Genomic DNA, 20,405 nt, shown 5'->3' on the forward strand with positions numbered 1-20,405 from the left:
CCGCGTAGGTTGGCAGGTGGCGAGCTGGTCAGATCTCCTCGACCGCCATCACCCCGTTCAGGCTCTTGATCGCGCCCTTGATCTGCGGCGTCACCGGGTATTCCCGGCCCGTGTCGATTTCGACCTCTCCCGGCAGCCCCGCCCCCATGAGGCAGAAGCTGACCGGCCCGCGCGCCGTGCGCGCGGCGGCCTGCGCGGCGGAGTCCAGCACCTCTGCCACCGCCGGGATCGCCTCTGCCGCGTCGACGAAGATTTTCAGGCCCATGCCGCCAACATCCGCCACCACGGTGTCGAGCGGCGCGATCCCCCGCGCCAGCAGCTTGAGCTGGTCGCTTTCCATCGTCGCCTCGACCGTGAAGACCACCATGGATCCGGCGTCGAGGTAATCCCGCGCCGCTTCAAGCGTGTCAGAAAAGACAGTACATTCGAAAGCCCCGGTAACGTCAGAGGCCTGAACGAAGGCGAACCGGTTTCCCCGGGCCGATTTCCGCTCCTGCCGCCCGGCGACGATCCCGGCCATCTTGGCGACGAGCGGACCGCCCTGCGCCAGCTGCGCGATCTCGTCCAGCGTCTTGATATCCTTGCGTTTCAGCGCCCCGGCGTAGTCGTCCAGAGGGTGTCCGGAGAGATAGAAGCCGATCGCGCGGAACTCCTCTGCCAGCCGTTCGGCGGGCAGCCAGTCCTGGACCGGAGAAAGGCGCGGCTCAGGCAGATCCTCGCCCGCATCGCCGAAGAGGGACACCTGATTGGATTGCTTCTGTTCCCAGATCGCGGCGGAATACTGGACCAGTGCGTCAAGGGAATCGAACACCCGCCGCCGGTTCGGATCAAGCACGTCAAAGGCCCCGGCCCGCGCCATCATCTCCAGCGGGCGCTTTCCGACCCGCTTCAGCTCCACCCGCCGGGCGAAATCGAACAGCGTCACGAAATCCTTGTCGCCGCGCCCCTCGACCACCAGCCGCATCGCATCCACGCCGACGTTCTTGAGCGCGCCAAGCGCATAGACGAGCGCCCCGTCCACCACCTTGAACGTCGCACCGGAGCGGTTCACGCAGGGCGGCACGTAGGGAAGAGACAGCGCCTTCTTCACCTCTTCGAAATAGACGGCGAGCTTTTCGGTCAGGTGAATATCGCAGTTCATCACCCCGGCCATGAATTCGACCGGATGGTTCGCCTTGAGCCAGGCGGTCTGATAGCTGACCACGGCATATGCGGCGGCGTGGGACTTGTTGAACCCGTAGTTTGCGAACTTTTCCAAAAGGTCGAAAACTTCTGAAGCTTTCTTCCTGTCGACCCCGTTCTTCGCCGCCCCCTCCTCGAACTTGGGGCGTTCGGCGTCCATCGCCTCCTTGATCTTCTTGCCCATGGCGCGGCGCAGCAGGTCCGCGCCGCCAAGCGAATAGCCCGCCATGACCTGCGCGATCTGCATCACCTGTTCCTGGTAGACGATGATGCCCTGCGTTTCCGCGAGTATGTGGTCGATGGAGGGATGCACGGATTCGATCTGCCGCAGCCCGTTCTTGACCTCGCAATAAGTCGGGATGTTCTCCATCGGGCCCGGACGGTAGAGCGCGACGAGCGCGACGATGTCCTCGATACAGGTCGGCTTCATCCGCTTGAGCGCGTCCATCATGCCCGAGCTTTCCACCTGGAACACGGCGACCGTCTGGGCGCGGGAATAGAGGTCGTAGGTCTTTTCGTCGTCCAGCGGGATCAGGTTGATCTGGTTTTCGGCCCCCGGCGCGGGGTCGTAGATCTGCGTTCCGTCCGCCGCCGTGTGCAGGTTGCGCCCGCCCGCCGCGATCTGTTCCATCGCGTTCTGGATGACGGTCAGGGTCTTCAGCCCGAGGAAGTCGAACTTCACCAGCCCGGCCTGTTCGACCCACTTCATGTTGAACTGCGTCGCCGGCATGTCCGAGCGGGGGTCCTGATAGAGCGGCACCAGCCGGTCCAGCGGCCTGTCCCCGATCACCACCCCGGCGGCGTGGGTGGAGGCGTTGCGCAGCAGCCCCTCGACTTCCATCCCGTAATCCAGAAGGCGTTTCACGACCTCCTCGTTCTTGGCTTCCGCGCGGAGACGTTCCTCCTGCGCGAGGGCCTGTTCGATGGAGACGGGCTTGACCCCCTCCACCGGGATCATCTTGGACAGCCGGTCGACCTGTCCGTAGGGCATCTGCAGCACCCGGCCGATGTCGCGCACCGCCGCCTTGGACAGCAGCGCACCGAAGGTGATGATCTGCCCGACCTTGTCGCGGCCGTACTTCTCCTGCACGTAGCGGATCGTTTCCTCGCGTCTGTCCATGCAGAAGTCGATGTCGAAGTCGGGCATGGAGACCCGCTCGGGGTTCAGGAACCGTTCGAACAGCAGCGAATAGCGCAGCGGATCGAGATCGGTGATCGTCAGCGCATAGGCCACCAGCGACCCTGCACCCGACCCCCGCCCCGGCCCGACCGGGATGCCGTTGTCCTTGGACCACTGGATGAAGTCCGCAACGATCAGGAAGTACCCGGGAAAGCCCATCCCCTCGATGATGCCGAGTTCAAAATCCAGCCGCTCCTGATACTCCTCCGGCGTCACCGCGTGCGGAATGACGGCCAGCCGCGCCTGGAGCCCTTCATTGGCCATGCGCCGCAGTTCCGCGACCTCGTCATCCGCGAATTTCGGCAGGATCGGGTCGCGGCGATAGGCCATGAAAGCGCAGCGTCTTGCGATCTCGACCGTGTTTTCCAGGGCTTCGGGAAGATCGGCAAACAGGGTCGCCATCTCCTCGGGCGTCTTGAAATAGTGCTGAGGGGTGAGGCGGCGGCGCGGCTGCTGCTGATCGACATAGGCACCTTCCGCGATGCAGATCAGCGCGTCGTGGGCCTCGTACATCGACTCCTTCGGGAAATAGACGTCGTTGGTCGCCACCAGCGGCAGCTCCATCGCGTAGGCCATTTCGACAAAGCCGCGTTCCGTCGTGCGTTCCTTGGCCGGAAGCCCCGACTCCCCCGGATGGCGCTGCAGTTCGACGTAGAGCCGGTCGCCGAAAATCTCTGAAAGCCGCGTCATCAGCGTCTGCGCCGCCGGACGCTGCCCCCCCTGCAACAGCATCCCCACAGGTCCGTCCGGCCCGCCGGTCAGGCAGATCACACCGTCGGAAAACTCCTGAAGCTCCGTCAAGGTCACCTGCGGCAGCTGCCCCGCCTTGTCGATATAGAGGCAGGAGTTCAGCCGCATCAGGTTCTCGTACCCCTGTTCGGACTGCGCCAGCAGCACGACCGGTGCAGGCTCCTTCGGCTTCTCGCCGGGCTGGGTTTCCAGATAGGCCAGATCGACCTGACAGCCGATGATCGGCTGAACCCCCTCGCCCGCTGCGGTCACGGAAAATTCCAGCGCGGCGAACATGTTGTTGGTGTCGGTGACGGCGACCGCAGGCATGCCCGAGGCCCTGCAGAGCCCCGCCAGCTTTTTCAGCCGGACGGCACCTTCCAGCAGGGAATATTCGGTATGGACGCGGAGATGGATGAATCGGGGGGAGCTGCTCATCCCGCGACGCTAGCGCGGATTGGCGGGACGGGGAACAGGCGGTTGCAACTCCTCCGCTTTCCTCCGATCCTGCGGGCGAAACGGCGGACCAGACCGATGACCGACACCCTCATGCCCGAAATCCTGCCCCACGGCCCGGACGGAGTCGTCCTGCGCCTTGGCCTGACCGCGAGGGAACAGACGGTCGGTGCCGTGCAGGCCCTGCGCGCCGCCATCGAAACCGCCGCTCCGCACGGGGTGGAGGAGATCGCCGGGTCGCTGACCTCCGTCTACCTGCGCTTCGATCCGGCCCGCACCACGCGGGCGGAGGTCGGCGCAGCGGCAGAGACAATCGCGGCGGCGGCCGATCTGGCAAAGGCGACGCTTCCGGCGGCGAAACGGCGCTGGACCATCCCGGTCGTCATCGGCGGAGAGCACGGCCCCCAGTTCGGCGAGATGGCCGGAGCGGCAGGCCTGTCGGAAGCCGCGGCGCGCGAGGCGCTGCTGGCCGCCCGTCTGCGCGTGCTGGCGATCGGCTTCACCCCCGGCCTGCCCTACATGGGGCTGATGCCGAAGGAATGGGACGTACCGCGCCTGAAGGAGATCACGCCGAACATCCCCCGACGCGCCCTTGTCGCGGCCGTCCGGCAGCTGATCATCTTCACCAACCCGACGCCGACCGGCTGGCGGCACATCGGCCAGACCGCGTTCCAGGGCTTCGACGTGACGCGCGACCCGGCGACGGCGCTGATGGCCGGGGACGAGATCCGGTTCGAAGCGATGACCCCGGCGGACCTGACAGGGCTTGAGGCCGACAATGTGGACGGCCTTGGGGGCGCGACCTGCGAGGCGCTGACATGACCCTGACCATCCACCGCACCGGCCCCGCCGCCGTGCAGGACTTGGGCCGCCCGCACCGCCTGGCCGAGGGCCTGTCGCGCGGGGGGGCCGCCGACCGTCTGGCGTTGCTGGAGGCCGCCGCCCTGCTTGGCCTGAAGACCCCCGTCGCGGGGATCGAGATGGCGTTGATGGGCTGCGAGGTCACGACCGACACCGCCACCCGCATCGCCCTGACCGGGGCCACGATGCAGGCGAGCCTCGTCGGTCAGCCGGTCGAATGGAACACCTGCCTGACCCTCGCCCCAGGTGAGGTGCTGAAGATCGGCGCTGCCCGCGCCGGGACCTACGGATACCTCGTCCCCGCAGGCGGCATCCAGACCACCCCCGTGATGGGCTCCGTCGCCGCGCACCTCACCGCCGGGATCGGTCGTGTTCTGGAACCGGGCGACAGGCTGCCGGCGGGAAAGGATCCGCATCCCGACGCCCCACCCATGGTGCTGAAGCCCGAGCCGCGCCTGACCGGCGGCGCGATCCGCCTGATGCCCGGCCCGCAGACCGGACTGTTCGATGACGACACACGCGCCCGCTTTTTCGCCACCGCCTTCACCCGGTCGCGCACCGGCAACCGTCAGGGCGTCCGGCTCGATTTCGACGGCGCGCCCTTTGCGAGCGGGACCGGCGCGCTCGCGTCCGAGATCATGCAGGCGGGCGACGTGCAGATGACCGGCGAGGGGATTCCCTACGTGCTGCTGTCGGAATGCCAGACCATGGGCGGCTACCCCCGCATCGGTACCGTGATCCCGCAGGACCTGCCCCGCGTCGCCCAGGCCACGCCGGGCACCGCGCTGACCTTTACCGAGCTGACGGTGGAGGAGGCCGACGCGCTCTGGCGGCCCGAAGCGGACCTGCTTTCCACCCTGCGCCGCGCCGTCCAGCCGCTCAGGCGCGATCCCCATGACATCCCGGACCTGCTCTCCTATCAGCTGATCGGCGGCGTGATCCGGGGCGACGAAACGGAGGCCTGAATGGCAAAGACGGTCGATCTGAACGCGGACATGGGCGAAAGCTTCGGCCCCTGGGTCATGGGCAACGATGCGGCGGTGCTGGACATCGTGACCTCGGCCAACATCGCCTGCGGCTTTCACGCGGGCGATGCGGACGTGATGGCCCGCACCTTCCGCATGGCGCTGGAAAAGGGCGTCGGCGTCGGCGCACACCCCGGTTTCGCTGACGTGCAGGGTTTCGGACGCCGCCGGATTTCGCTTTCGTCAGAGGAGCTTGCCAACCTCGTCACCTACCAGCTTGGCGCGGCACAGGCGATGGCCCGCGCTGCGGGCGGTGAGTTGCGGCACCTGAAACTGCACGGCGCGCTGGCCAACATGGCGTCGGAAGATATCGAAATGGCCCGCACATGCTATGCCGCCGCCGAAAAGGTCCAGCCGGGCATCGTCATCATGACCCTCGCCGGCACCGCTCAGGAGGCCGCGGCAGAGGCGCTTGGCCTCAACCGCGCCGGAGAGATTTTCGCCGACCGCGCCTATAACGATGACGCCACCCTGGTCGACCGCAAGCTGCCCGGCGCGGTAATCCACGACGCCGCACTCGCCGGTCCGCGCATCACCGAGATGGTGAAGGAGGGCGCGATCATCACCGCAAACGGAAAGCGCATCCCGACCCGGATCGACACCATCTGCCTGCACGGCGATACACCCGAAGCCATTGATATTGCCGCCTCTGTCCGTGACAGCCTGACCGCCGCAGGGATTTCGCTGAAAAAACTCTGACGCCGGTTTCGCGGGCAGAACCGCGCCGCGCCCCGCCTGATTTTTCAGCAAACACTTGCCAAGGCCGTATACACCCGCTTTGCTGGGCGCCGGGACGCCCGCCCGGTTCTACGCCGCATCGAACCGGGCGCCACGGGCAACGGGTAAGGCGGCGGACTAATGGCCATGACACTCTCCTTTCACCTGAACGGAGACCGGGTCGACCTCACCTCGGTCGCCCCCACCACCACCCTGCTCGACTGGCTGCGGGCGGAGCGTCGCCTGACCGGCACCAAGGAGGGCTGCAACGAAGGCGACTGCGGCGCCTGTACCGTGATGGTGACCGACGACAGCGGGGTCCGGGCGCTGAATGCCTGCATCCTGTTCCTGCCGCAGCTGCATGGCAAATCCGTGCGCACGGTCGAAGGCATCGCCGCGCCCGATGGCACGCTGCACCCTGTCCAGAAGGCGATGGTGGACCATCACGGATCCCAATGCGGCTTCTGCACCCCCGGCTTCATCGCCTCCATGGCCGCGGCGCATGCGCGCGGGGATACGGATCACGACACGATCCTTGCGGGCAACCTCTGCCGCTGTACGGGCTACGCGCCGATCGTGAAGGCCGCGAAGGCGGCTGAGCGCGCCACCGTCCCGGACTGGATCCGCGACAAGGCACCTGAGGTCGCGGCGCTGGCGATTGCGCCCGAGACCTCGGATGACCTCGCAGAATGGTACGCCGCACACCCCGAGGGGACCTTGATTGCCGGGGCCACGGATGTCGGCCTCTGGGTAACGAAGCAGCTGCGCGACCTGACCGACGTCGCCTTCCTGAACCGCTGCGGCGACTTGCAAGGGATTGAGGACACGGATGACGCCCTGCGCGTCGGTGCGGGCGTCACCATGGCCGCCCTGCTGCCCGTTCTCGACCGCGTCCATCCCGGCTACGGCGCGATGGTGCGGCGTTATGGATCGGAGCAGGTACGGCAGGCCGCGACCATTGGTGGCAACATCGCGAACGGTTCCCCGATCGGGGACAACCCGCCCGCGCTGATCGCCCTCGGCGCGACCCTTCACCTGCGCAGGGGGACGGAGCGGCGGGAGATGCCGCTGGAGGATTTCTTCCTCGACTACGGCAAGCAGGACCGCGCCAAGGGAGAGTTTGTCGAGGCCGTCACGATCCCGAAAAAAGCGCAGCGGCTGGCCTGCTACAAGCTCTCCAAACGCTTCGATCAGGATATTTCGGCGGTGCTGGGCTGTTTCAACCTGACGGTGATGGACGGTGTCGTTACGAAAGCCCGCATTGCCTTTGGCGGCATGGCGGGCATTCCGAAACGCGCCACCCATGTCGAAGCGGCCCTGACCGGCCAGCCCTTCAACGGGGCCGCACTGGACCGCGCCGCGCAGGAATGGGCGAAAGACTACTCGCCCATGTCCGACATGCGGGCCTCCGCCGACTACCGCCTCGCCGCCGCGAAGAACATGCTCCGCCGCTACTGGCTTGAGGGTCAGGGGACCGCAACTCAGGTCAGGGAGGTCCGGGCATGAGCACCGGCAAGCCGCTTCCCCACGACGCCGCGCCGCTGCATGTCACCGGCGCTGCGCGCTATGTCGACGACATACCCGCGCCCGCCGGAACGCTGTCGCTGGCCTTCGGGACGTCGTCCGTCGCGCGCGGCAGGCTCGGCGCGATGGACCTCTCGGGCGTCCGCGCCGCGCCGGGGGTCGTTGCCGTGCTGACCGCCGAAGATCTGCCCTTTGCCAACGACGTCTCTCCCTCCATCCACGACGAACCCCTGCTCGCCACCGACCGGGTGCATTTCGTTGGCCAGCCGCTGTTCCTCGTGGTGGCGGAGACCCACCTCGCCGCCCGCAAGGCCGCGCGGCGAGGCAAGGTGGAAATCGACGAGGAAACCCCGATCCTCACCGTGGACGAGGCCTTGGCCGCCAACTCCCGTTTCGAGGGCGGTCCGGTGATCTGGACCAAGGGCGACGCCGAAACGGCCATCGCCGCCGCCCCGCACAGGGTCGAAGGGTCGTTCGAGGTCGGCGGACAGGAGCATTTCTATCTGGAAGGTCAGGCCGCGCTGGCCCTGCCGCAGGACGGCGGCGAGATGGTGGTGCATTCCTCCACCCAGCACCCGACCGAAATCCAGCACAAGGTGGCCGAGGCGCTTGGTCTGCCCATGCATGCCGTGCGGGTCGAGACGCGGCGCATGGGCGGCGGCTTTGGCGGAAAGGAATCTCAGGGCAATGCCCTGGCCGTCTCATGCGCGGTGGCCGCACGCCTGACGGGCCGCCCCTGCCGGATGCGCTATGACCGCGACGACGACATGGTCATCACCGGAAAGCGGCACGACCTGAGGATCGACTATCGCGCCGGGTTCGACGACACCGGGCGGCTGCTTGGGGTGGACTTCCGCCACCTGATGCGCTGCGGCTGGTCGCAGGACCTGTCGCTGCCCGTCGCGGACCGTGCCATGCTGCATGCGGACAACGCCTACCTGCTGGACCACATCCGGATCGAGAGCCACCGGCTGAAGACCAACACCTGTTCCGCCACCGCCTTCCGCGGCTTTGGCGGTCCGCAGGGCATGGTCGGGATCGAACGGGTGGTGGATCACGTTGCGCATGCTCTGGGCCTCGACCCGCTGGCGGTTCGGCGGGTGAACTATTATGCCGATGCGGCGGCGGATGAGGCAGCAGGGGGGCTGTCTGCCCCCCGCCTGACGGCCCCCCCCGAGGATATTTCGGAAACCAAAGAGGACCTGACGTCGCGCGGCGGACCGGCGGAGCGCGTCTCGGTCGCCCCCGCGCGCGGACAGTCGACGCCCTACGGCATGGCGGTCGAAGATTTTGTTCTGAACGCGATGACGGACCAGCTTGCTTCGGGCTGCGACTATGCGGGGCGGCGGGAGGCGGTGGCGGCCTGGAACGCGCGCGAGCCCGTGCTGAAGCGGGGGATCGCGCTGACGCCGGTGAAGTTCGGGATCTCCTTCACGCTGACGCATCTCAATCAGGCGGGGGCATTGGTCCACGTCTATCAGGACGGGTCGGTCCAGGTGAACCACGGCGGGACGGAGATGGGCCAGGGGCTCTATCAGAAGGTCGCGCAGGTGGCGGCGGAGAGTTTTGGCGTGCCCATGGATGTCGTGAAGGTCACGGCGACGGACACCGGCAAGGTGCCGAACACCTCGGCCACGGCGGCGTCCTCCGGGTCCGACCTGAACGGCATGGCGGTGAAGGCGGCCTGCGACACCATACGCGACCGGATTGCCGCCTGCCTGGGCGAACTTCACCAGATCGCCCCCGCGAAGGTGGTCTTCGCGGACGGCGAGGTCACGGCGGGCGGCGAGGTGATCAGCTTCACCCGCGCCGCACAGATCGCCTATGAGAACCGGGTGAGCCTGTCCTCCACGGGGTATTACAAGACACCGGGGCTGGCCTGGGACCGGGTGAAGGGTCAGGGACGGCCGTTCTTCTATTTCGCCCATGGCGCGGCCTGTTCCGAGGTCGTCATCGACACGCTGACCGGAGAGTACCGGATCCTGCGGACCGACATCCTGCATGACGTGGGGCGGTCGCTGAACCCGGCGCTCGACATCGGGCAGATCGAGGGCGGCTTCGTGCAGGGCGCGGGCTGGCTGACGACGGAGGAACTGGTCTGGGACGACAGGGGGCGGCTGCGGACGCATGCGCCCTCCACCTACAAGATCCCCGCCTGCGGCGACCGGCCAGAGATATTCAACGTCGCGCTTTGGGACGGGGAAAACCGGGCGGAGACGATCTATCGCTCCAAGGCGGTCGGGGAGCCGCCGTTCATGCTGGGAATCTCCGTGCTGATGGCGCTGTCCGATGCGGTGGCGGCCTGTGGCAGCGCCTATCCGGCACTCGACGCCCCCGCAACGCCGGAGCGGGTTCTGGCGGCAGTGGATAGGGTGCGGCATGGTTGATTTGGACGCGCTGCGGGATGCTCTTGCGGTTCACGGACGGGTGGTCCGGGTGGTTGTCGCCGACGTACGCGGATCGGCCCCGCGTGAGGTCGGGGCGGAGATGATCGTCGCGGCCTCGGGTCTGGTCGCGGGCACGATCGGCGGCGGGGCGCTGGAGCTTGAGGCGATTGGCGTGGCACGGGAGCTGGCGGCGGCGCGGGTCGGGAAACGGGCGCTTGGTCCGGACCTTGGCCAGTGCTGCGGCGGGGCGGTCGTACTGGCCTGGGACCTTGTGACCGGGATGCCGGAGGTCGAGAATGGTCTGGTCGTACGGCGGATCGACGGGACGGCCGAGAGACCATTGTCTGTAGTCCGCGCGATTGCCGGGGGGCGGAACGGTGCGGCTCCGGCGGCGACGCGGCTGATTGACGGCTGGCTGATCTCTCCGGTGCGGCAGGCCACGGCGGAGGTCTGGGTATGGGGCGCGGGCCATGTGGGCCGGGCCATTGTCGGGGTGATCGCGCCGCTGCCGGGTGTCGCGGTGACATGGGTGGACACGGCGGCGGAACGATTTCCGGAGACCCTGCCGCAGGGTGTCACAGCACTGCCCGCCGCGCGGCCGGAGACGCTGGCGGCCCATGCTCCTGTCACGGCACATCACCTGATCCTGACATATTCCCACGCCATCGACCTCGCGCTCTGCGATGCGCTGCTGCACCGTGGTTTCGCCTCGGCCGGGGTGATCGGGTCGAAGAGCAAATGGGCCCGGTTCCGGTCGCGCCTTTCGGCCATGGGCCACGCGACTGCCCGGATCGACGGCATCGCCTGCCCGATCGGCAACCCCGGCCTTGGCAAGCATCCGCAACAGATTGCCGTAGGGGTTGCCGCCACGCTACTCTCGGCCATGGCGCGAAAAGACGCCCAAAGGGACATGACAGGGTGAGCGAACCGCTTCTTTCCATCCGCGGCCTGACCAAGGCCTATCCCGGCGTCGTTGCCAACAGCGACGTCTCCTTCGATATCCAGCCGGGCGAAGTTCACGCCCTGCTTGGCGAGAACGGCGCGGGCAAATCAACGCTGGTCAAGATGATCTACGGGCTGGTCAAGCCCGACAGCGGAGAGATGCGGGTGCGCGGCGCCCCCTATGCGCCGCCCGAACCGCAGGCAGCGCGGGCAGCGGGGGTGGCGATGGTGTTCCAGCACTTCTCGCTCTTCGACGCGCTGACCGTGGCCGAGAACATCGCGCTTGGAATGGCCGATCCGCCCGCGATGCGCGATCTGGCCAAACGCATCCGCGAGGTGTCGGAAACCTACGGCCTGCCGCTCGACCCCTGGCGGGTGGTCGGGGACCTGTCGGCCGGGGAACGCCAGAGGGTGGAGATCATCCGCTGCCTGCTCCAGAACCCGAAGCTGCTGATCATGGACGAGCCGACCTCGGTCCTGACCCCGCAGGAGGTGAACATCCTCTTCGAGACGCTCCGGAAACTGAAATCCGAGGGCACCTCGATCCTCTATATCTCTCACAAGCTTGAGGAAATCCGCGCGCTTTGCGACGAGGCGACCATCCTCAGGCTTGGCAAGAAGGTGGCGACCTGCACCCCGCGCGACACCACCGCGCGAGAGATGGCAGAGCTGATGGTGGGCACGGAATTGCACGTGCCCTCCCGCGAATACAGGGAGCCCGGGGCGGTCAGGCTGGCGCTCAACGGGCTGTCGGTGAAATCGCCGGGCCAGTTCGGGACATCGCTGAAGGGCATCACGCTTGAGGTCCGCGCGGGCGAGGTCCTGGGCCTGGCCGGGGTCGCCGGCAACGGGCAGGACGAACTGCTTGGCGCGCTGTCCGGAGAGTTGCGGTCCGCATCGGCGATGGTCGTGCTGGACGGCACGGAGGTCGGCGCGGCCGGGCCGGGCGAACGGCGGCGTATGGGCCTGCTGACCGCGCCGGAGGAACGGCTTGGCCATGCGGCCGCGCCGGACATGTCGCTGACCGAAAACGCCGCGCTGACCGGTGCGGAGCGCAAGGGCATCGTGTCGGGCGGCTTCCTGAACTGGGGCCGCGCGCGCGACTTCGCCAAGGAGGTCATCGCGCGGTTCGACGTGCGCACGCCGGGGACCGAGAACGCGGCACGGTCGCTGTCGGGCGGGAACCTCCAGAAATTCGTGATCGGGCGCGAGGTGATGCAGGACCCGCAGGTTCTGGTCGTCAACCAGCCGACCTGGGGCGTGGACGCCATGGCGGCGGCGGTGATCCGTCAGGCACTGCTGGACCTTGCCGCCGGCGGGGCGGCGGTGGTCGTCATCTCGCAGGACCTGGACGAACTCATGGAAGTCTCGGACCGTTTCGGCGCCCTGAACGAGGGACGGCTGAGCGAGATCCGCCCCGCCAAGGGTCTGACGGTGGACGAGATCGGGTTGATGATGGGCGGGTCGCACGACATGGAGGTGGCGCATGTGTAGGGCGTTGGATGCCTCCGGCGGGGATATTTCAGGCAAGATGAAGGCCGGGGGACGCGGTGCATGGTGAGGCTTGAGAAGCGGCTGCAGCCCTCGGCGGTCTTTGCCTGGGCCACGCCGGTGATGGCGGTGATCGCGACGATGATCTTCGGAGGGCTGCTGTTCGCGGCGCTTGGGAAGGATCCGCTGGTCGCCATACGCACGATCTTCTGGGACCCGCTCTTCGGGCAATATGCCTTCTTCTACCGCCCGCAGCTTCTGGTGAAGGGGGGCCCGCTGATCCTGATCGCCATCGGGCTGAGCCTCGGCTTCCGCGCCGGGATCTGGAACATCGGGGCCGAGGGGCAATACATCATGGGCGCCATCTGCGGAGCGGGGGCCGGGCTGGCGTTTTATCCGCTGGAGGCGTGGTACATATTTCCGATCATGGTGCTGGCGGGTGCGCTCGGGGGCTGGGTCTGGGCGATGATCCCCGGAGTGTTGAAAGTGAAGTTCGGCACAAACGAGATCCTCGTCTCCCTCATGCTGGTCTACGTGGCGGAGCAGTTCCTCGCCTCTGTCTCCCTCGGTCTGCTGAAGAACCCGCAGGGCTTCGGCTTTCCCGGCTCGCGCAATCTGCAACAGTATCCGTCGGCCCATAATGCCGAGATATTCGAGGGCACCGGCATGCACTGGGGCGTCGCCGCCGCGCTGATCGCGGTGATCTTCGCCTATGTGCTGCTGAGCCGTCACCAGCTTGGCTACCACATCCGCCTGACCGGAGAAGCGCCGCGCGCGGCGAAATTCGCCGGCGTCTCGCCCTCGCGGCTGATCCTGTTCTGCCTCGGAATCTCGGGTGCCTTCGCCGGGCTGGCGGGGATGTTCGAGGCTTCGGGCCCCGCCGGGCAGATCACCATCGACTTCAACACCGGCTACGGCTTTACCGCGATCATCGTCGCCTTCCTTGGCCGCCTGCACCCGGTCGGCATCCTGCTGGCCGGGCTGCTGATGGCGCTGACCTATATCGGCGGAGAAATCGCGCAGTCCTCGCTCGGCCTGCCCTCCGCCGCGATCCAGATGTTCCAGGGGATGCTGCTGTTCTTCCTGCTGGCGGTCGACGTGCTGACCGGCTACCGCATCCGCTTCGGCCAAAGGGAGGCCGCGTGATGGACCTGTCCGCAATCAATCCCGTCCTGCTGGTCGCCTCGCTCATGGTGGCCGCGACCGCCGTGATGATCGCCGCGATCGGAGAGCTGATCGTGGAACGCGCCGGGGTGCTGAACCTCGGCGTAGAGGGCATGATGATCACGGGTGCGATCTGCGGCTTTGCCGTGGCGGTGCAGACCGGATCGCCGCTGCTCGGGTTTGTCGCGGCGGCCGGGGGCGGCGCGCTGCTGTCGATGCTGTTTGCCTTCCTGACGCAGTTCGCCCTGGCCAACCAGGTGGCATCGGGACTGGCGCTGACGTTGTTCGGGCTGGGCCTGTCGGCGCTTCTGGGTCAGGGCTACCAGGGCATCAAGCCGCCCGCGACGCCGCGGCTCGACATTCCCATGCTGAGCGACCTGCCGGTGGTAGGACGCATCCTCTTCGGCCATGACCTGATGGTCTATTTCGGGTTGGCATTGGTCGCCGCAACCTGGGCCTTCCTGAAATACACCCGTGCCGGGCTGGTCCTGCGCGCGGTCGGAGAGAACCACGACGCCGCCCATGCGCTTGGCTACAAGGTGATCCGCATCAGGGTCATGGCGATTGCCTTCGGCGGGGCCTGCGCCGGGCTCGGCGGGGCCTATATCAGCCTGATCCGCGTGCCACAGTGGACCGAGGGGATGACCGCCGGGATCGGCTGGATCGCCCTCGCGCTCGTGGTCTTCGCCTCATGGAAGCCCTGGCGCGTTCTGCTCGGAGCTTATCTTTTTGGCGGGGTCACCGTGTTGCAGCTTAATCTTCAGGCAGCGGGGCTTGCGATTCCCGTCGAATACCTTTCCATGTCACCATACCTGATCACCATCCTCGTCCTGGTCATCATGTCCGCTGACAAGAGCCGCGCCCCTGCCTCGCTTGGCCGCGTCTTCCATGCGACGCACTGACGGACCGGGACGACCAGAACAGAAGACCAACAGGGAGACCACTATGAACCTTACCAAACGCGCCCTTCTGACCGGCGCCGCCATGGCGATGTCGCTGGCGGCCGCGGGCACCGCCTTCGCACAGGAAAAGACCAAGGTCGGCTTCGTCTATGTCGGCCCCGTCGGCGACGGCGGCTGGACCTATGAACACGACAAGGGCCGTCAGGCGGTCGAAAAGCACTTCGGAGACCAGGTCGAGACCGTCTTCGTCGAATCCGTGCCCGAGGGGCCGGACAGCGAACGCGTGATGACCCAGATGGCGCTGGACGGGGCGAAGCTGATCTTCACCACCTCTTTCGGCTACATGGACCCGACCATCAACGTCGCCAAGAAGTTCCCGGACGTGAAGTTCGAACACGCCACCGGCTACAAGACAGCCGAGAACGTCGGCACCTATTCCGCACGCTTCTACGAAGGCCGCGCCGTGCAGGGCACCATCGCCGGCCACATGACCAAGAGCAACGTGATCGGCTACATCGGCTCCTACCCGATCCCTGAAGTCATCCGCGGCATCAACTCTGCCTATATCCACGCCAAGAAGGTCAATCCCGACGTCCAGTTCAAGATCGTCTGGGCCTTCACCTGGTTCGATCCGGCGAAAGAGGCCGACGCCGCCAAGGTGCTGATCGAACAGGGCGCGGACGTGATCCTTCAGCACACCGACTCCACCGCGCCTCTGGCGGCGGCGCAGGCGGCGGGCAACGTGATCGGCTTTGGTCAGGCGTCGGACATGGCGGAGTATGCGCCGTCGCCGCGCGTCTCCTCGATCATCGACAACTGGGCGCCCTACTACATCAAGCAGACCCAGGCCGTGATCGACGGCACCTGGAAGTCCGAGATGACCTGGGACGGCATCGGCGCTGGCATGGTCGGCATCGGTGAGATCACCGACGCGGTCCCGGCGGAGGTCAAGGCCGAGGCGATGGCGCTGAAGGACAAGATCGCGTCCGGCGAATACCACCCCTTCACCGGCCCGCTGAAGAAGCAGGACGGGTCCGACTGGCTTGCCGAGGGCGAGGTTGCGGATGACGGCACGCTGGCCGGTCTGAATTTCTACGTCGAGGGGATCGAAGGCGAGATCCCGCAGTAAGGGTTGCAGGATCAGGCATGACATGGGGCGGCCTTCACGGGCCGCCCCTTTTGTCTGGTCCGGATAATGGCCTCGGTGGTGGATTGGGTGGTGGGTTGAAAAACCACCCTACGCCAGACGGCGGAATGGGTTCAGACCCGCCATGCCTGCCTACACCGCCTCTGCCACCGCGCCCTTGTGTCCGCCGCCAACCGTCGGATATCCCTCGGCCGCGACCTTCGCGCGGCCCAGCCTCGGGTGCAGGGACCCGGCCAGCCCCCAGGCCACCAGCAGCCCCGCCCCGCCCGCGACGAAGACGCCCCAGACCGGAGCGAAGAGCAGCACCGCCCAGGCCACGCCCGGAGTCAGGATGCCCGACACGTCGCGGAAGCTGGAATAGATCGCAGACATCTCCGTCCGCTCCGAAGGTTTGACGGCCAGCAGGAAGGGCAGGCCCGCGCTCACGTCCAGCAGGATCAGGAAGAACGACCCGGCCATCAGGCAAAGCACCGCCAGTTCCGGCACCCCGTGCAGTGCCCCCGCCGACAGGAACAGCATCGCCCCCGCCACGAAACCCGTGCGCACCGCCCGCCGGACAGAGGTGCGCTGGATGAACCGCAGCATCAGCGGCGACAGGAACAGCGCCGCGTTGGACAGCGACAGCGCCACCCCGCCAAGCCGTTCGCCAAGTCCCGACTGTACCGCGAAGATCGGCAGGTAGACGACGTAGACCCACCATCCGCAGGACCGGAGCACTGCGAACAGCCAACCCGCGATCAGCCGCGACTGTGCGAAGAACCGGCGGAAATAGGCGAAAGGGTTGGCCGATGGCTGATGCGCCCTGACGATCAGCCGCCCGTTGCCGAGCCGCATGATGACGAACACAACAAGCATCGCGTAAGCCGCCAGGAGAGAGATCACGAAAGGCGCCGCCGGCCACAGCGTGTAAAGGAACACCCCGAGCGCCGGGCCCACGGTCCAGCCAAGTGCGCTGTAGAACAGCCGGGATGTCTCCAGCCGACCCAGTTCGACACGCGCGATGTAGTCCAGAACGTAGGCGTTGAAGCAGACGAAGGTCACCACGACCGCAACCGTAACGAAGCCGAGCCCTGCCACCGTGGCCGCCGGATCGCCCGTCATCGCCAGCAATGACCCCGCCGCGAACATCTGCGTTCCGGCGACGTAGAGCCAGCGCCGCGGCAGAAAACGGGTCAGGTACGGCACCGACAGCCCCACGAAGAGGGAACAGAGCCCGACGAGGAAATAGACCTCCGACACCAGCCGCGCATCGCCAAGCGCCCGGTACATCGCCAGCGGAAAGACGGATACGAGGATGCCGCGCGCCACCGCCTCCATCGCGGCCAGGGTGGCAAAGCCCCGGACGCCCGGCGCGGGGGCGTGGCGAAGCCATTCGGGGATTCGGCGGTCGTGCATGTCGGTTATCCGGGTCTTTCGGGCTCAGGAAGCGCGGATTGCGTGCCATTGCATGCCGGAAAGCGACCTCGGCCCGGTGAAATCGGATCATGTCGCCCCGGCGGTGGTCTTCCGCCTGCCTTTGAGAGTTTCACATCGTCCTATTGAAAATTACCGACCGTTCGGTAATAAAAAAGAAGTTCCGATCACTGATTCCGGCGTGCCGGAATCACCGCGAAAGCCCGGACCATGCCGCGCCCCAAGGCCGTCGACGACCCCGCTCTGATCGCCCGCCTGACCGGCGTGTTCCGCGCCGATGGCTACGACGGTGCCTCCCTGACTACGCTGGCAGGGGCTGCGGGGCTGAAGAAAGCAAGCCTCTACCACCGCTTTCCGGGCGGAAAGGCGCAGATGGCAGAGGAGGTACTGGCCGATGCGTTCGACTGGTTCGCCGCCCATGTCATCGCCCCGCTCGACGGCCCCGGCGCGCCTGCCGACCGGCTGGACCATGCGCTGAGGAGCCTCGCGCAGTTCTACGATAACGGGCGACTGTCCTGCCTGCTCAACCAACTCGCCTCGCCCGCGGGGGAAAGCGCGGCCACCGCAGAAAGCATCCGGGCCGGGTTCATCGCCCTGACCGACGCCTTCGCCCGCCTCGCCGCCGACGCCGGCCACCCGGCCGATACCGCCGCAAGCCGAGCAATCCGCGCCGTCGCCCTGCTGCAGGGCAGCCTCGTCATGGCGCGCGGCCTGAACGACACCCGCCCCTTCGCGGAGGCCATGGCAGGCATCCGCGATACCCTCCTGATCTCCGGAGACCGCCGATGACCGCCCGCTACCAGTCCGTCCTCTTCACCCCCGCCGTGCAGGCCGAGCAGGATCGCCACGGCAGCCGCGCGCCCTACGCGGCGTACCTCGCCAAGCACGGCGAGGAGGCCGCGGAACCCGACAGGTTGACGCCCGAGGCCGCCGCCTTCATCGCCGCCCGCGACAGTTTCTACATGGCCAGCGTCACCGAAACCGGCTGGCCCTACATCCAGCACCGGGGCGGCCCGCGCGGCTTCCTGCGGGTGATCGACGACCGGACGATCGGCTTTGCCGACCTGCGCGGCAACCGGCAGTACATCAGCCTCGGCAACCTCGGCGTGGACAACCGGGTGTCGCTGTTCCTGATGGACTATCCCAACCGCGCCCGCCTGAAACTGATCGGCCGCGCACGCCTGACCGATCCCGAGGCGGAACCGACGCTCATGGCCACGCTCACCGGCGCTGCGCAGGGGCCGGTGGAACATGGCATCGTCATCACCGTGGAGGCCTTTGACTGGAACTGTCCCCAGCACATCGAACCGCGCTTCACCGCCGCCGACCTGCAGCCGGAGCTGCAGCGCCTCGGCGCGCATATCGCCCGGCTGGAGGCCGACCTTGCCGCCGAACGCGCCCGGAATCAGGCCGGTAGGGGTGAAGAGCCGGGCACCCCTTGACGCGGCCCGCCGTCCTGTCAGGGTCGCGCCATGACCAGCGATATCCTTATAATTGGCGGCGGCGTGGCCGGGTTGACCGCTGCAGCAGAGCTTTCCGCCCACGCGTCCGTCACCTTGCTCGAAGCCGAACCGCAGCTTGCCTACCATGCCTCCGGCCGCTCGGCGGCGATGTTCCTCGAAGGTTACGGCAACGACACGGTCCGCGCGCTCAACACCGCCAGCGCCGACCACCACCTGCATGCCGACGGCGGCGTTCTCACCCCCCGCGCGATGATGCTGCTCGGCCCGCCGGACAGTGAGGAGGCCTTCATCCGCGAAGCCGCCGCATTCGGCCTCACCCGCATCCCCACGGAAGAGGCGCGCGCCCGCTTCCCCATCCTCGACCCCGTGGCCAGCCCCTTCGCGGCGCTGCGCGAGGATGCCCATGACATCGACACCGACCTGCTGGTGCAGAACGCCCGCCGTCGGGCGCTTGCCAACGGCACGACGATCCGGACCGGGCAGAAGGTGCAGGCGATCTCCGGTCCGGGCCCCTGGCGGGTCACCACGGGCGACGCCGAATACACGGCGACAACCCTCGTCAATGCCGCCGGAGCCTGGGCGGACGAGATCGCCGCGCGCGCCGGCCTGCCCCGGATCGGCCTCACTCCGCTGCGCCGCTCCATGGCCCGCATCCCCCTTCCCGATGGCCTCGACCCCGCGACATGGCCCTTCGTCGACGTTGTCGGAGAGGCCTGGTACGCCAAGCCTGACGCCGGGATGCTGATCGTCTCGCCCGGAGAGGAAGACCCCTCGGACCCGATGGACGCCTGGGCCGACGACATGGTCATCGCCGAGGGCCTCGCCCGGTTCGAAGCACAGGTGACGATGGCCGTGACCCGCGTTCAGTCAACATGGGCGGGCCTGCGCACCTTCGCCCCGGACCGCACGCTGGTGATCGGCCGCGACCCGGTCTGCGCGGACTTCGTCTGGCTGGCGGGACAGGGCGGCTATGGCTTCCAGACCGCCCCGGCGGCGGCGGCCCTGACCCGCGCGCTGGTCAACGGCACTCCGAGCGACCTGCCCGCTCCCGTCGTCGCCGCCCTCAGCCCGGGGCGGTTCCGGTGAGCCCGCGCCTGCCGCCTTCGGCCAGCGTGGCCCATGACACCGGAGACGGCCGCCTGCACGCCCCCTCCGCCGCGCGCAACGCCGGGGTCATCGCCGATCTGCTGGAGCACGCCATGAAGGGCCGCCCCGCCTCCGGCGCGCTCGAGATTGCCTCCGGCACCGGCCAGCATGTCGTGACCAACGCCGCCCGACTGCCGCATCTGACCTGGCAACCGACGGAGCTCGACCCAGACCGCATCGCCTCCATCGACGCCCATGTCCGACTGGCGGGCCTGGCCAACGTCCGCCCGGCGCGCATGCTGGACGCCACCCGCCCAGGCTGGTCCGCCGACGTCACGCCGCAGGATCTGATCCTGCTGGCCAACCTGCTGCACCTGATCCCGATGGCCGCCGTCACAACCCTGATCGAAGAGGCAGGCCACGCGCTGGCCCACGGCGGCACGCTGATCCTCTACGGTCCCTTCATGCGAAGCGGAACCCTGACATCCGATGGCGACCGGCGATTCCATGCGGAACTGACCGGCGCGGACCCGACGATCGGCTATAAATCCGATACGGACATCGCGCGGCTGATCGCCGAAAGCGGAATGATCGTGGAGGAGCGGGTCGAGATGCCCGCCAACAACCTCGCCTTCCTCGCCCGCCGCAGTTGACACGGTTGTGCAAGGGGCGCTGCCCCTCGGCGCGTGCCGCGCCTCACCCCGGGATATTTTCCGGCAAGATGAAAGACAATCTT

General features: G+C 67.4%; 16 protein-coding genes. 14 read left to right on the top strand and 2 right to left on the bottom strand.

The genetic code is table 11. The features are described from left to right. Positions 1–28: 28 nt before the first annotated feature. A complete protein-coding gene (gene dnaE, locus IEV87_RS14805) occupies positions 29–3,529 on the bottom strand; it encodes a DNA polymerase III subunit alpha (RefSeq protein ID WP_188478566.1) in 3,501 nt (1,166 codons plus the stop codon). Between the two features lie 96 nt (positions 3,530–3,625). Here dnaE and IEV87_RS14810 point away from each other — a divergent pair, with 96 nt between their 5' ends. The 10 genes from IEV87_RS14810 to IEV87_RS14855 all read left to right on the top strand — a co-directional run bounded on the left by IEV87_RS14810 (position 3,626) and on the right by IEV87_RS14855 (position 15,689). Continuing rightward, positions 3,626–4,369, top strand: a complete 744-nt coding sequence (locus tag IEV87_RS14810) for a 5-oxoprolinase subunit B family protein (protein WP_188478567.1) — start codon at positions 3,626–3,628, stop codon at positions 4,367–4,369. Then, on the top strand, positions 4,366–5,373 hold the full coding sequence (locus IEV87_RS14815) for a biotin-dependent carboxyltransferase family protein (RefSeq protein ID WP_188478568.1): 1,008 nt from the start codon (positions 4,366–4,368) through the stop codon (positions 5,371–5,373). Before IEV87_RS14810 ends, IEV87_RS14815 begins: the two co-directional genes overlap by 4 nt. Continuing rightward, positions 5,374–6,132 (top strand): LamB/YcsF family protein, encoded by a 759-nt coding sequence (locus IEV87_RS14820; RefSeq protein WP_188478569.1) that lies wholly within the window; start codon positions 5,374–5,376, stop codon positions 6,130–6,132. 165 nt (positions 6,133–6,297) lie between these two features. After that, positions 6,298–7,656: a xanthine dehydrogenase small subunit gene (gene xdhA, locus IEV87_RS14825; protein ID WP_188478570.1), complete on the top strand. Its 1,359-nt coding sequence runs from the start codon at positions 6,298–6,300 to the stop codon at positions 7,654–7,656. Next, a complete protein-coding gene (xdhB, locus tag IEV87_RS14830; RefSeq protein ID WP_188478571.1) occupies positions 7,653–10,061 on the top strand; it encodes a xanthine dehydrogenase molybdopterin binding subunit in 2,409 nt (802 codons plus the stop codon). Before xdhA ends, xdhB begins: the two co-directional genes overlap by 4 nt. Then, positions 10,054–10,983, top strand: a complete 930-nt coding sequence (gene xdhC / locus IEV87_RS14835; RefSeq protein WP_188478572.1) for a xanthine dehydrogenase accessory protein XdhC — start codon at positions 10,054–10,056, stop codon at positions 10,981–10,983. Before xdhB ends, xdhC begins: the two co-directional genes overlap by 8 nt. Further along, positions 10,980–12,497, top strand: coding sequence for an ABC transporter ATP-binding protein (locus IEV87_RS14840; protein WP_188478574.1), 1,518 nt, complete (start codon positions 10,980–10,982; stop codon positions 12,495–12,497). The genes xdhC and IEV87_RS14840 overlap by 4 nt, the downstream gene beginning before the upstream one ends. A 60-nt stretch (positions 12,498–12,557) precedes the next feature. Continuing rightward, a complete protein-coding gene (locus IEV87_RS14845; protein ID WP_188478576.1) occupies positions 12,558–13,640 on the top strand; it encodes an ABC transporter permease in 1,083 nt (360 codons plus the stop codon). Further along, positions 13,640–14,560, top strand: a complete 921-nt coding sequence (locus tag IEV87_RS14850) for an ABC transporter permease (RefSeq protein WP_188478578.1) — start codon at positions 13,640–13,642, stop codon at positions 14,558–14,560. The genes IEV87_RS14845 and IEV87_RS14850 overlap by 1 nt, the downstream gene beginning before the upstream one ends. Positions 14,561–14,603: 43 nt before the next feature. Beyond that, positions 14,604–15,689, top strand: a complete 1,086-nt coding sequence (locus IEV87_RS14855; protein WP_188478581.1) for a BMP family ABC transporter substrate-binding protein — start codon at positions 14,604–14,606, stop codon at positions 15,687–15,689. A gap of 150 nt (positions 15,690–15,839) precedes the next feature. On the opposite strand, the gene IEV87_RS14860 is transcribed toward IEV87_RS14855, so the two are convergent. Continuing rightward, positions 15,840–17,102 (bottom strand): MFS transporter, encoded by a 1,263-nt coding sequence (locus IEV87_RS14860; RefSeq protein ID WP_188478583.1) that lies wholly within the window; start codon positions 17,100–17,102, stop codon positions 15,840–15,842. A gap of 228 nt (positions 17,103–17,330) precedes the next feature. Here IEV87_RS14860 and IEV87_RS14865 point away from each other — a divergent pair, with 228 nt between their 5' ends. From IEV87_RS14865 to IEV87_RS14880, 4 genes are read left to right on the top strand one after another with little or no spacing between them, the layout of a single operon-like run. Continuing rightward, positions 17,331–17,909, top strand: coding sequence for a TetR/AcrR family transcriptional regulator (locus IEV87_RS14865; protein ID WP_188478584.1), 579 nt, complete (start codon positions 17,331–17,333; stop codon positions 17,907–17,909). After that, positions 17,906–18,562: a pyridoxamine 5'-phosphate oxidase family protein gene (locus tag IEV87_RS14870; protein ID WP_188478586.1), complete on the top strand. Its 657-nt coding sequence runs from the start codon at positions 17,906–17,908 to the stop codon at positions 18,560–18,562. The genes IEV87_RS14865 and IEV87_RS14870 overlap by 4 nt, the downstream gene beginning before the upstream one ends. Before the next feature lie 30 nt (positions 18,563–18,592). Then, a complete protein-coding gene (locus IEV87_RS14875) occupies positions 18,593–19,669 on the top strand; it encodes an NAD(P)/FAD-dependent oxidoreductase (protein WP_188478588.1) in 1,077 nt (358 codons plus the stop codon). Continuing rightward, positions 19,666–20,322, top strand: a complete 657-nt coding sequence (locus tag IEV87_RS14880; RefSeq protein ID WP_188478590.1) for a DUF938 domain-containing protein — start codon at positions 19,666–19,668, stop codon at positions 20,320–20,322. Before IEV87_RS14875 ends, IEV87_RS14880 begins: the two co-directional genes overlap by 4 nt. Positions 20,323–20,405 lie beyond the last annotated feature (83 nt).

Origin of the sequence: Primorskyibacter flagellatus, from assembly GCF_014638275.1 — a bacterium.
Taxonomy (GTDB): Bacteria; Pseudomonadota; Alphaproteobacteria; order Rhodobacterales; family Rhodobacteraceae; genus Pseudooceanicola; species Pseudooceanicola flagellatus_A.

What these genes read in the sequence shown, in the direction of transcription:
- dnaE (WP_188478566.1), bottom strand. Translation starts at nt 3,529, where the DNA reads ATGAGCAGCTCCCCCCGATTCATCCATCTCCGCGTCCATACCGAATAT.
- IEV87_RS14810 (WP_188478567.1), top strand. Translation starts at nt 3,626, where the DNA reads ATGACCGACACCCTCATGCCCGAAATCCTGCCCCACGGCCCGGACGGA.
- IEV87_RS14815 (WP_188478568.1), top strand. Translation starts at nt 4,366, where the DNA reads ATGACCCTGACCATCCACCGCACCGGCCCCGCCGCCGTGCAGGACTTG.
- IEV87_RS14820 (WP_188478569.1), top strand. Translation starts at nt 5,374, where the DNA reads ATGGCAAAGACGGTCGATCTGAACGCGGACATGGGCGAAAGCTTCGGC.
- xdhA (WP_188478570.1), top strand. Translation starts at nt 6,298, where the DNA reads ATGACACTCTCCTTTCACCTGAACGGAGACCGGGTCGACCTCACCTCG.
- xdhB (WP_188478571.1), top strand. Translation starts at nt 7,653, where the DNA reads ATGAGCACCGGCAAGCCGCTTCCCCACGACGCCGCGCCGCTGCATGTC.
- xdhC (WP_188478572.1), top strand. Translation starts at nt 10,054, where the DNA reads ATGGTTGATTTGGACGCGCTGCGGGATGCTCTTGCGGTTCACGGACGG.
- IEV87_RS14845 (WP_188478576.1), top strand. Translation starts at nt 12,558, where the DNA reads ATGGTGAGGCTTGAGAAGCGGCTGCAGCCCTCGGCGGTCTTTGCCTGG.
- IEV87_RS14850 (WP_188478578.1), top strand. Translation starts at nt 13,640, where the DNA reads ATGGACCTGTCCGCAATCAATCCCGTCCTGCTGGTCGCCTCGCTCATG.
- IEV87_RS14855 (WP_188478581.1), top strand. Translation starts at nt 14,604, where the DNA reads ATGAACCTTACCAAACGCGCCCTTCTGACCGGCGCCGCCATGGCGATG.
- IEV87_RS14860 (WP_188478583.1), bottom strand. Translation starts at nt 17,102, where the DNA reads ATGCACGACCGCCGAATCCCCGAATGGCTTCGCCACGCCCCCGCGCCG.
- IEV87_RS14865 (WP_188478584.1), top strand. Translation starts at nt 17,331, where the DNA reads ATGCCGCGCCCCAAGGCCGTCGACGACCCCGCTCTGATCGCCCGCCTG.
- IEV87_RS14870 (WP_188478586.1), top strand. Translation starts at nt 17,906, where the DNA reads ATGACCGCCCGCTACCAGTCCGTCCTCTTCACCCCCGCCGTGCAGGCC.
- IEV87_RS14875 (WP_188478588.1), top strand. Translation starts at nt 18,593, where the DNA reads ATGACCAGCGATATCCTTATAATTGGCGGCGGCGTGGCCGGGTTGACC.